The following is a 12,492-nucleotide window of genomic DNA, read 5'->3' as shown; positions in this document are numbered from 1 at the left end:
CTCTCCGCTCCCTCCGGAACAGATGGGAAATATAGACCGACAACTTCACCGTCCGGCCTTCTCCTGCAGGAGGCCCAAAAACCAACAATATGCGTAGACGTTATTCGCTGCTCCCGTTACTTCTCTCGGGAGTCCTCCTGTTGACGACAGGCTGCTATCACAAGAAGACCCCTTCCTCTTTCCGCCTGCCCGACAGCATACAGGAAGCCCAGATCTCCCGCCACCTGCAGGCAGGCGACGACTCGCTGGCAAAGCAGAGTGACAGTACGAAAGACAACTGGCAGGGGACGGCAAGCAGGGTCGATTCGCTGTCCTTCCGCGTGAAGCACCACTATTCACAGGGATTCAATTTCATCGTCACATCCGACTCGCTGATGCTGCTTCGCCAGCAGCCCGAAGAAGCCGTGAACCGGATGGAGACCGACTCCTTTGCCGTAAAGAAAGGAAAGGGAATCGTGGTGGCCGACGTGCGTATCCTGCCGGATGACAAGCAGGATTCCGTCTGGTTGGAGATCGCCACAGAAGACTATGCCTTTGGATGGATACACGAAGGACACCTCCTGAAGCAGGTCGACCCGGACGATCCCATCTCCCAGTTCATCTCCACCTTCTCGAATATCCACCTGCTCATCTTCCTGATCGTCATCTCCATCATAGCCATAGGCTATCTCACCCGCAAGATCCTGAAGCAGAACGCACATATCGTACACTTCAACGATGTCAATTCCCTGTACCCCACCCTGCTGGCCGTCATCGTGGCACTCTCGGCGGCTTTCTATGCCAGCATACAGCTCTTCGCACCGGAGACGTGGCGCGAGTTCTATTTCCATCCGTCGCTCAATCCCTTCTCCCAGCCCCTGCTGCTCAACATCTTTCTGGTACTCGTATGGGCCATGCTGATCATAGCCCTTGCGACAATAGACGATGTGCGGCGGCTGCTGCAACCGGCCGAGGCTATCCTCTACCTCTCCGGTCTGGCTGCGGTGTGTGCCGTCAACTACATTGTCTTTTCGGTTCTCACCTTATATTATATAGGCTATCTGCTGCTGCTTGCCTATATCTACTATGCGTTCCGCGTCTATTTACGCCATAGCAGCGAGACCTACTGCTGCGGGAACTGTGGCAGACGGCTGCATCGGAAAGGCAGATGCCCGCACTGCGGGGCCGTGAACGAATAGCCGTCCCCTTCCGCTCCCGGTTCGTCAGCAGGGGCAAACGTGAAGACCAGACGTGGTGAACGGATAGCCGTCCGCCCCCTTCCGCTCCCGGAGCGAGGGTGACGTGCCCGGTCATATTCCTAACAAATAAGGATTGTACATGATGCTTTTTCTTCTTACCTTTGCAGCGTCAACGTATTGTAAAACATTATAGAATAATATGTTCAAGTCCAGATTAGGTATTGCGCTCTTGATGGCCTCAGCCTTGCCAGCGGGAGTACATGCTGATAATACCATTGAAAAAGGAGATACCTCCAGAGTGTATGACATCGACGAAGTCGTCATCATCGACCAGCCCAAGGAGGCTTTCCGTCTCCGGCAGCAGCCCCTGAGCAGCACCTCCTTCAACGGTGCGCAGCTGCAGAGCCTCAACGTGCAGGACGTGCGGCAGCTGTCTGCCTTCGTGCCGTCGTTCGCCATGCCCGAGTATGGAAGCCGCTATACCTCTTCCATCTATATGCGCGGGATCGGTTCGCGCGTCTACTCTCCGGCTGTGGGAATCTATGTGGACGGCATGCCCGTCCTGTGCAGGAGCGCCTTCAACTTCCACGTCTATGACGTCGACCGCGTGGATGTCCTCCACGGGCCGCAGGGGACACTTTACGGCATGAACACCGAGGGCGGCCTGATGCGCCTTTACAGCCGCAGTCCCTTCCAGTATCAGGGTACGGACGTGAAGTTCTCTCTGGGAACCAGATTCCTGCGCAAGGTCGAGGCGAGCCATTATGAGCGGCTGAACGACAGGACGGCTTTCTCGCTGGCAGGATTCTATGGCGGACAGAACGGCTTTTTCCGCAATCAGTTTGACGGAGGCCGTGCCGACCTTATCAACGAGTTCGGCGGAAAGGGACGGCTGCTGTGGCATCCGACCGGCCGTCTGGCCTTTGACTTCATGGCTGATTACCAATATACACGGCAGAACGGTTTTCCGTATGGCCAGCTTGTCACCGAAGACGAAATCGCCGCCGCCCCCATCACCTCCCCGCTCTATGGACTGAAAGCCGGGACACAGTCGCCCGACCAGAACCGGCAGAGCAACTACCGCCGCAACATCCTCAACACGGGGGCGGGCATCAAGTACACCGGAAACGGTTTCGACGTGAACTCCATGACCTCGTGGCAGTATCTCCATGACTATATGCTCATGGATATCGACTACCGGCCGCAGGACTTCCTGCATCTCATCCAGCGTCAGCACGGAAACATCCTCTCGGAGGAATTGTCCGTCAAGAGCCGCAACGGCAGCAGGTGGCACTGGACCTTCGGCGCTTTCGGTTCTTACCAGTGGCTGAAGACATCCGCCCCCGTCTACTTCGACAAGGACATGAACGCCTTTCTCTCCAAGACGATTACCGATTATGCCTACAACGGCATACTCAATTCCATGGCACGAGGCATTGCGCAGGGAATGATTGCCGGAGGAATGTCCAAAGAGGCCGCCGAGGCCGCTGCCCGCGCGCTGGCGGCCGCCAATATCGCCCGGACAGGAGGCGTCAACATAGACATGGCCATGGACCCTGTCCCGGGACTCTTCCGCACGCCGACATTCAATCTTGGCGTTTACCACGAGAGCAACATCGACCTCACACCGCATCTTACGGCGACGCTCGGTCTCCGGTACGACTACTCCCATGTGGCCATTGACTATGAGACCTCAGCCCGTGTAGCCTTACAGGAGCATGTATTCGGAGTGAACATCAGCCCGGTCATCACCTCCCGGCTGAACCGTCACGAGCACGACCACTTCAACCAGCTTCTGCCGAAGGTCGGGCTGACCTACCGCCTCCCGGACGGGAGCAACGTCTATGCGACGTGGTCGAAGGGCTACCGGGCCGGCGGATACAACTTCGAGATGTTCTCGGATGTGCTCCAGACAGAGACCGCCAAGGCTGCGAAGGCCGCCCGCGCCGATCTTGACATCGCACATGACGAGGCGTATTATGAGCGCATTGCAAAGACCATCGAATACAAGCCGGAGACAAGCTGGAACTACGAGGCGGGTGCCCATCTCAACCTTCTCGACAATCAGCTTCACCTCGATCTTTCCGCCTATTACATGCAGATCCGCAACCAGCAGCTCTCCGTCATGGCCGGCAACTACGGATTCGGACGTGTGATGACGAATGCCGGGCGCAGCCATTCCTGCGGTCTGGAAGCCACACTCCGGGGAGGAGCACTGGACAACAGGCTCGCCTATGCGGTCAGCTACGGGCTCACGAGCGCACGCTTTGACGAATATACGGATTCTGTCGCAGGAGGCGGGACCATTGACTACAAAGACAAGCGGGTGCCTTTCGTGCCACAGCATACGTTGGGGGCGAGTGCCGACTATCGGATCGACGTTGACCCGGCGGCCTTGCTCGACCCGTCCAGCCGGTTCCATCTGCGCAGCGTCACAGTGGGCATGAATCTCTCCGCACTGGGCAAAATCTACTGGGATGAGCAGAACACCGTCAGCCAGAACTTCTATGCGGTACTCGGCGCCCACGCCGATGCCGACTTCGGCCCTCTGCACATCAACCTGTGGGTACGCAATCTGACCGACACGAAGTATGACACCTTCGCCGTACAGAGCGCGGCGACCGGCAAGCGTTACACCTTTGCCCAGCAGGGCAACCCCTTCCAGCTGGGGGTTGACTTCAGACTGCATTTCTGACGCCCCCCGCATCCGGCATGTGTCCATCGGAAAACGGAAGGACAGCCGGAAGGACATCCGTCATCACAGTGTGAAACAACGTCCGTGAAGCCGGAAGTACATCCATAGGCATGTTCTGGAAATTCCACGTCGGTCTGTCGACGACGGGAATCCTGCCGGCTCTTTGTGCCTATACTGTTAAGAATTGAACGCAAAAGACCGTCTGCTCCGGTGGGAGTACTGACGGTCTTTTGCATTCTTCCGTTCCATACGTGGATGCTTTCCGTATAGCTTTAACGGGAGAAGCGGAGTGATTCATGAAACAAAAACTTAACCAAGACCGTCAACCGTCTATCCCGTTATCCTCCTCCGAGACAAAACCCTTTTCATTTTAATACGTGAGAACACAGATAAGATTTTGAAAAGTCATTACATAATTTCAAACCAATCACCTACGAATATAAAAGACACATACAAAAAGGAAGGTCTGTAACAAGCAGTCAATCAATTGGTTGTCAAGTCATTTGCAAAAGGTGCTTGATTGGACTTCAAAAGGGCGTTAGTTACACGCTAATAGAGCACCTGTTGCTGGTCAATCAGGCATCTTTTAGAAGCCGGAAGAGCATGTGTCAGCTTCGAGCTGCACAAAAATGTTTACAAACAGCGATGGCAAGGGAATAAGTCGGGGGCTTCCTGACGTTGAGGTTCTCTTCCCCGAATGCTTCCGCAACGAGAGAAGAAGCAAAATAAAAGAGAATCTGCAGAAATATGATTCAAGGCACGAAAACCGCACGGATAATCATTAACTTTGCAACAGAATAAGAAATAAAAGACAACAGACCTATGACGGAACAAGAGTTAGCCAACGTGATTTGGGACATCAAAGAAGTCATCCGCAACTACTATGACGACTCCGAAGTGGAGGATGTCATCCTGCCCTTCACGCTGCTTCGCCGATTGGACTGCGTGCTCGAAGATAAGTACGATGCCATTCTCGAGGCACTCGACGACACGCCTGAAGAGATGCGGAAATACAAACTCGAGTCCTTGATGCGGCAGAACGGCCTCACCTTCTTCAACAGGTCGGGACTGTCATTGAGGAAGCTGCTCAACTCTCCCGACCAGATCGGCGATGCCTTCAAGACTTATATCGAAGGCTTTACGCCGAACGTGAAGGACATCCTTGCCAACTTTGTACACGAAGACGGCGACAGCGGCATCGTCGACCTGTCGAAGATATACGCCCGGCTTGAGCGTGGCAACAAGCTCTTTGCGGTTGTCATGCAGTTTGTTGAGAAAGCCGACCTCCACCCTTCCAAGGTGAGCAACGCCATGGTCAGGAATTTCCGAACATCTGCTGCTGACAAGGCTTGACAAGATTATCTCACTTTTATCAAATATCTGCATCGGGAGTGTAAACGCCCGATGCCTTAAACCTAAGAGTGTAATAACATATATGAATGGTACTAAACAAGTGGTTACCGGCAAATTCCTACAAATTAATTGACGACCCATTATATATAGAAGATAACAAATGACGGATTTAAACAGAAATCTTTTTCTCTGCGGAAAGGCTGCACTCCCGTGTATTACCTTTGCACTCGCAACATAAACAACAACTTGAAAGGATAGAATTATGAAAGAACTAAAATGCCCTAAGTGTGGAAATGTTTTCAAGGTGGATGAGGCAGACTATGCTTCCATTTTGAACCAAGTAAAGACGAAGGAAATCGAGGCTGAGGTGAAGCGGAGAATGACTGAGACGGAGGAGCGCAACAAAGCTGAGTTGGCGTTGGTTACCACTAAGACGGAACAGACCTTCCGGAATAAGCTGTCGCAGAAAGAGCAGGAGCTGATCCAGAAGGCAGCTGAGATAGAACGACTGAAAGGTGAGAAGGACAGCGAACTGTCCCGGCAGAAGGCTGAGATGAGTGCAGAGATTGCCAATCTGAAGGCTAAGCTGGAGGGGATAGAGTCGCTGAAGGCAAGCGAACTGATGGCTGCATTGTCTGAGAAGGATAAGACAATCAGTGAGTTGAAGTCAGAGATCAGCCAGAATGGAGACAAACTGCAGTTGGCACTGATGGAGGAGCGCAACAAAGCACAGAGAGATGTGCAGGAAAGAGAAAACAAGATCGTGAAACTGCAAAGTGAGATAGAGCAGGAGAAGAGCAAGGCACAGCTGCATGAGGCAGACCTGCAGAAGCAACATGAGAATGAGTTGCGTATGAAGCAAGAACAGATAGACTACTACAAGGACTTGAAGACGAAGATGTCGACGAAGATGGTGGGTGAGACCTTGGAGCAGCATTGTAGTATTGAGTTCGAGCGTTATCTGCGTCCGCTGATGCCGAATGCTTACTTTGACAAGGACAATGATGCGAGCGACGGTACGAAGGGCGACTTCATCTTCCGTGACAGTGAAGACGGGACGGAATACATCTCGATCATGTTCGAGATGAAGAACGAAATGGAAACCACTGCCACTAAGCATAAAAACGAGGACTTCTTGAAGAAGTTGGACGAGGACAGGCGGAAGAAAGGATGTGAGTATGCCGTGCTGGTGAGCCTGCTGGAGGCTGACAACGAGCTGTATAATAGCGGCATCGTGAACAAGAGCCACGTCTATCCGAAGATGTATGTCATTCGCCCGCAGTTCTTCGTGACGTTCATCACGCTGTTGGTGCAGGCATCGAAGAGTGCCTTGGAATATAAGAAGCAGCTTGTCCTGGCACAGAACAGGGAGGTGGATGTGACCAACTTCGAGACGAAGATGGAAGACTTCAAACAAAAGTTCAGCAAGCATTACGAGCTGTACACCAGGAAGTTCCAGGATGCCATCGCGGACATTGACGCTACAATCAAGAAGCTCCAGAAGGTTCGTGCAGAGCTGGTCAGCAGTGAGAACAACCTGCGTCTTGCCACCCAAGACACTGAAAACCTCACCATTCGCAGGCTCACCTACAATAACCCGACGATGAAGGCAAAGTTTGATGAGGCTCGGAATACACAGACCGCTGTGGAAATCCGGTAAGACGGCCATGGGTGTATGAAGTTCCTGCTCATCAGGTCTCTGCCGGCGGATCCTTCCAGGCCCACTTCGCGATGAACACCCTTTCCGTTGGCTATGTAAATCCCGCTATCAGGGCTTACCGTGGACTTCCACCCGTTATACCAATGCTCATGCCGGGCATACCAAAAGAAGAGGGTGTGTCAAAATGCAGATGAATAACTTGACGACTTTCAAACTATAAGCAGGTTTTTCCTACAACAAAGAAAAGACCATTTCTTTACTCAAAATCGAGTACAGAAATGGTCATTTTCAATGAATTGTTTCAAACTGTAAGATGATCAAAATGGTAATTGCATTTTGACACACCCTCTTCTATTTGTCTGCATGCCCCCTGCGTTTTCCCTGCAGGTGCGAAACTACAGTCTGATTTTGCCGACCAGTTTCCTCTGCCTTCCATCACCTATAACGGGCGCATGGGCATCCTCGGGGAAGAAGAGAACGAACTGTCCCGGCCGGACCTTGAAATATTCTTTTGCCTCCTGTGTATAAAAACCGCAATCGGTATCGGGGTTGTAGGCTATGTCGGGGATGCCCAGCCCGGAGACCGGCGTCCAGCCCATCGTCTCTTCCTTCAACAGGGGAACCTGCACGTCAATGTATCTCCTGTGAAATTCCAACCGCTGTCTGTCTTTTGTCTTCAGTTCTACTTCATCCAGATTGATGAACAAACCTCTGCCGTCAAGCGTGATGCGCCCCGCTTCCTGTCCGCTGAAATCGTGGTGGAGAACATACTCCATCAGTTCCTTCATCTTCGGATGCAGGCCATAATACCGGCAGGCTGCGTTTAAATCTGCTATTACCATCTGTTCCTTGTCTGTTGGTTGTCCGTGCAAATATAGGCATTTTCTTTCTGATGGCAAAGGAAAAGCCCCGGACATATTTCGTCCTGACTGTACGGGAGCGGACTTTCATTCCATTGCAGTCTTTCATCTTGGCAAGCGACAATGGCCGATTGTCTGAACCTGACAAAGAAACAAAAATGCGTTAAATTCCAGTCCTATATAAGGGGTTTCTCCTTTTTTTGGTTTATCTTTGTACGTTAAATCAAGAGAAAGCGAAATAGAAATGACAGACAACATATCGGAGAAGAAAGAGCGTACAAACCCTTTCTTCCTGCCTTATAATACACCGCACGACACCGTGCCTTTCGACCGTATCACCCTTGCCGATTATGAAGAGGCGATGATGGAGGGTATCCGCCGTGAGGACGAACAGATTGAGAAGATCATCCACAACCCCGACGAACCGACCTTCGAGAACACCATCATACCGGAGGATGAAGTGAAGGGACGCAAGCATTATTATGATCTGCTGAACCGGGTGGAGAGCGTGTTCTTCAATATGCTGAGTGCCGAGACCAATGACGAGATGGATGCCCTGGCGCAGAAGATGAGTCCGATACTCACCCGGCATGCGAATGATGTCAGCCTCAATCCCAAGCTGTTCGAACGCATCAAGTACGTTTATGAGCATCACCGTGAACTGACACCGGAAGAGAACCGCCTGCTGGAGAACAGCTACGACGGCTTCGTACGCAGCGGTGCACTGCTGGATGAGGCGGGGAAGAACCGTCTGCGCAAGCTCACGGAAGAGGCTTCCATGCTTTCTTTGCAGTTCTCACAGAACCTGCTGAAGGAGAACAAGGCCTATACGCTGCACATCCTGGATGAAAGACAGCTTGACGGTCTGCCCGACACGGCACGGGAAGCAGCGCACGAGGCTGCAAAAGAGCACGGACAGGAGGGATGGATATTCACTCTGGATGCACCGAGCTACGGACCGTTCATGATGTACAGTACGCAGCGCGAACTGCGCAAGAAGCTCTACATGGCCCGGAACACACTCTGCATAAAGGACAAGGAAACGAACAACCTCGAGGTATGCAGGCGGCTCGTCAATCTCCGCCGTGAAATGGCGCAGCTTCTGGGCTACGACACCTTCGCCGACTACGTGATGAAGCACCGCATGGCGACAACGGTCGAGAACGTCTACAAGCTGCTCGACGACCTCATTACGGCGTATAAGCCGGCAGCCATCAGAGAACGGGAGGAAGTGAAGGCACTGTCCCGTGAACTGGAGGGCGACGACTTCAAGATGGAGCCGTGGGATGCGGCTTACTATGGCCAGCAGCTGAAGAAGCGGAAGTTCGACCTCGACCCCGAGATGCTCCGCCCTTACTTCGAACTGGGCAACGTCATCAAGGGGGTCTTCGGGCTGGCTACACGCCTGTATGGGATTACTTTCAAAGAGAACAAGGACATACCGGTCTATCATCCTGACGTGAAGCCCTATGAAGTATTCGACAAGGACGGCAGCTACCTGGCAGTACTCTATGTCGACTTTCATCCGCGCAAGGGAAAACGGGACGGTGCCTGGATGACCGAGTTCCAGGGACAGTGGATTGAGCGGGACGGGACAAACGTACGTCCGCACACCTCGCTTGTAATGAATCTCTCCAAGCCTACCGAGGATAAACCGGCCTTGCTGAGGCTGGGTGAGGTGGAGACTTTCCTGCACGAGTTCGGGCACTCACTGCATGGGATGTTCGCCAACACCCGTTTCGAGAGTCTGTCGGGAACGAATGTCTGGTGGGACTTCGTGGAACTTCCTTCACAGTTCATGGAGAACTTCGCCGTAGAGAAGGACTTTCTCCGCACGTTCGCCTTCCACTATCAGACAGGGGAGGCGATGCCCGACGAACTGATAGACAAGATCGTGGCTAGCCGTACATTCGGTGCGGCGACGGCGTGTCTGCGGCAGGTCAGCTTCGGCCTGCTGGATATGGCTTACTACACGCAGAAAGATGCGTTTACCGAGGATATTATCCCATTCGAGAAGAAGGCATGGGCATCCGCCATCATCGACGAGCAGCGCATGGACACCTGTATGACGGTGCAGTTCTCCCACATTATGGCGGGTGGCTATGCTGCGGGTTATTACAGCTACAAATGGGCTGAAGTCCTTGACGCCGATGCTTTCAGCGTCTTCAAGAAAGAGGGAATCTTCAATCAGGCAACCGCCCGGCGGTTCCGTGACAACATCCTGTCACGCGGCGGAACGGAACATCCCATGACACTTTACAAGCGTTTCCGCGGACAGGAGCCGACAATTGATGCGCTGATGAAGAGAGACGGCATTTCCCGATAGCCTTCCCCCACCCCGTCACAGATAAAACTCCATCATCACAATGAACAGCGAACCTATCACCAGTCACGAAGCAGCCGCATCCCCCCTCATGAAGGGCAGGAGCAGGACCGCCGTCGATTACCGTTACCTCCGGATGGCACGCATCTGGGCAGAGAACTCCTACTGCAGACGCCGGCAGGTGGGGGCGTTGGTCGTGAAGGACAAGATGATCATCAGCGATGGTTACAACGGAACCCCGAGCGGCTTCGAGAATGTATGTGAGGATGAAGCCGGCGTAACGAAGCCTTATGTGCTCCACGCTGAAGCCAATGCCATCACGAAACTGGCACGGAGCGGCAACAACAGCGACGGCTCGACGCTTTACGTGACGGCATCACCGTGCATCGAGTGTTCGAAACTGATCATCCAGGCGGGCATCCGGCGTGTCGTCTATGCCGAGAAGTACCGGCTGATGGACGGGATTGACCTGCTGGAACGTGCCGGCATCGAGGTAGAGTTCCTTCGTCTTGAGGGACTTCCTCCAGACGATGTCCCTGAAGAGAAAAGACAAGATGAGGGCGGCAGATAACGTAGAAGGCGACACCATGGCAGCCGCCGCATCCGGCTGCACCGCCGGCCTACAGACCCTATCAGCCGTCATGCGCCTTCCACAAGCACGTTATCCAAGGCGCTTATAATCGGATATACAATAACAAGTAAATCAGCGAGCACCCTGTCCGCAAGTCCTCCTCTCTGGGAGGCATAGGGGTGGAGCTTTTATGAATCAAAACAAAACCAACCGTTTCATGCCGCTCCTGATGGCATTCTGTGTCGTCATCGGTATATTGATCGGCACTTTCTATGCCAATCACTTCTCGGGCAACCGATTGAACATCATCAACAGTGGAAGCAGCCGGCTAAGCAACCTGCTGCATATCATCGATGACCAGTATGTCGACTCGGTGAACATAGACGACCTTGTCGAGAAGGCCATCCCGGCCATCCTGTCCGAACTGGATCCGCACTCCGTCTATATCAGCGCAAAGGATGTGCAGCTCGCCACGGACGACCTCAAGGGTTCTTTCTCCGGAGTAGGTGTCGAGTTCATCATCCGCAATGATACGCTGCGGATACAGAATGTCATCAAGGGCGGGCCGGCTGACAAGGCCGGAATACTCGCCGGTGACAAGCTCGTCAGCATCAACGGCAAGGCTTTCGTCGGCAAGAATGTCACCAACGAGGAGGCCATGCACCGGCTGAAGGGACCTAAGGATTCCAAGGTGAAGATCGGTGTGAAACGGTACGGTGAACAGGGAGTGAAGGTGTTTACCGTGACACGTGGCGATGTCTCCGTCAAGAGTGTTTCGGCTTGCTATATGCTCAACGATTCAACAGGTTATATCCGCATCAAGAGCTTCGGCGAGCGTACCTATGCCGAGATGCTTGCGGCTCTGCAGACACTGAACATCCAGGGGGCTGACCATCTGGTCATCGACCTTCGCGACAATGGCGGAGGCATCCTGGAAGCCGCCGTGCAGATGGCCAATGAGTTCCTGCCCAAGAACCGGCTCATTGTCTATACGCAGGGACGGAAAAGCCCGCGCATCGACTATCGCAGTGACGGCAAGGGGAGTTATCAGCATATACCGATGGTCGTACTGATCAATGAGGGCTCCGCCTCGGCAGCAGAGATCTTTGCCGGAGCCATGCAGGACAACGACCGTGCCACGATTGTCGGCCGGCGTTCTTTCGGAAAGGGACTGGTGCAGCAGCAGATACAGTTCCCTGACGGCAGTATGATCCGTCTGACCATTGCCCGCTACTATACCCCCTCCGGCCGCTGCATCCAGAAACCGTTCAAGCCCGGCGACAACACCGACTATGAGAACGACCTTCTCATGCGCTATCAGCATGGAGAGTTCTTCTCGCAGGACAGCATCAAGCATGTCGGGCCGGCTTATCACACCCACAACGGGCGTACCGTCTACGGCGGTGGCGGCATCACGCCGGACATCTTCGTTCCGGAAGACACGACCAACATCACCTCCTATTACAAGGAGGCTGCCATGAGCGGACTGATGATGCAGTATGCCTTCAATTATACAGACCGCAACCGGAAGAAGCTCAATGAGTTCTCGGAGATGCGCCCGCTGGCGAACTATCTGAAGCGGCAGAACCTCGTGTCGGACTTCGCCGACTACGCAGAACGGAACGGGCTCCGCCGCCGCAACCTGATGATCATGCGTTCACACTCGCTTTTAGAAGAGTATCTGAACAGCAGGATCATCTATAACATGCTTGACGAACAGGCCTGGATAGAGTACGTCAATCTCGACGATGCGACTATCAAGTCGGCTCTCAACGTGTTCCGCAGTCCCTCTATTCTCATGATCATGTCGGGACAGAACGGCAGGACGAAACGTAAAGCACAATGAAATACT

At 53.4% G+C, this 12,492-nt stretch carries 8 protein-coding genes; 7 read left to right on the top strand and 1 reads right to left on the bottom strand.

The features are described from left to right. The first annotated feature begins 89 nt into the window (after positions 1 to 89). The 4 genes from J4864_RS01305 to J4864_RS01290 all read left to right on the top strand — a co-directional run bounded on the left by J4864_RS01305 (position 90) and on the right by J4864_RS01290 (position 6,886). On the top strand, positions 90 to 1,178 hold the full coding sequence (locus tag J4864_RS01305; protein WP_211814324.1) for a zinc ribbon domain-containing protein: 1,089 nt from the start codon (positions 90 to 92) through the stop codon (positions 1,176 to 1,178). A 199-nt stretch (positions 1,179 to 1,377) separates the two neighbouring features. Beyond that, positions 1,378 to 3,873: a TonB-dependent receptor gene (locus tag J4864_RS01300; protein WP_211814323.1), complete on the top strand. Its 2,496-nt coding sequence runs from the start codon at positions 1,378 to 1,380 to the stop codon at positions 3,871 to 3,873. 822 nt (positions 3,874 to 4,695) lie between these two features. Then, positions 4,696 to 5,226, top strand: a complete 531-nt coding sequence (locus J4864_RS01295) for a type I restriction-modification system subunit M N-terminal domain-containing protein (RefSeq protein WP_211814322.1) — start codon at positions 4,696 to 4,698, stop codon at positions 5,224 to 5,226. A 262-nt stretch (positions 5,227 to 5,488) separates the two neighbouring features. Beyond that, positions 5,489 to 6,886: a DUF2130 domain-containing protein gene (locus tag J4864_RS01290; RefSeq protein WP_007368351.1), complete on the top strand. Its 1,398-nt coding sequence runs from the start codon at positions 5,489 to 5,491 to the stop codon at positions 6,884 to 6,886. 395 nt (positions 6,887 to 7,281) lie between these two features. Here the strand turns inward: J4864_RS01290 and J4864_RS01285 are convergent, their stop codons facing one another. Beyond that, a complete protein-coding gene (locus J4864_RS01285; RefSeq protein ID WP_211814321.1) occupies positions 7,282 to 7,728 on the bottom strand; it encodes a NanQ anomerase/TabA/YiaL family protein in 447 nt (148 codons plus the stop codon). Between the two features lie 262 nt (positions 7,729 to 7,990). Between J4864_RS01285 and J4864_RS01280 the strand changes: the two genes are divergently transcribed. From J4864_RS01280 to J4864_RS01270, 3 genes are all read left to right on the top strand, one after another. Beyond that, the gene (locus J4864_RS01280) at positions 7,991 to 10,072 is read left to right on the top strand and encodes a M3 family metallopeptidase (RefSeq protein ID WP_211814320.1); all 2,082 of its coding nucleotides are present in this window, start codon (positions 7,991 to 7,993) and stop codon (positions 10,070 to 10,072) included. Between the two features lie 40 nt (positions 10,073 to 10,112). Continuing rightward, positions 10,113 to 10,640 (top strand): dCMP deaminase family protein, encoded by a 528-nt coding sequence (locus tag J4864_RS01275; RefSeq protein ID WP_007368347.1) that lies wholly within the window; start codon positions 10,113 to 10,115, stop codon positions 10,638 to 10,640. Positions 10,641 to 10,830: 190 nt separating this feature from the next. Further along, the gene (locus J4864_RS01270) at positions 10,831 to 12,486 is read left to right on the top strand and encodes a S41 family peptidase (protein WP_007368346.1); all 1,656 of its coding nucleotides are present in this window, start codon (positions 10,831 to 10,833) and stop codon (positions 12,484 to 12,486) included. The last annotated feature ends 6 nt before the right edge of the window (positions 12,487 to 12,492 follow it).

It is taken from the genome of Prevotella multiformis (assembly GCF_018127985.1).
GTDB lineage: Bacteria > Bacteroidota > Bacteroidia > Bacteroidales > Bacteroidaceae > Prevotella > Prevotella multiformis.
This window is presented reverse-complemented; position numbering and strand designations above follow the sequence as displayed.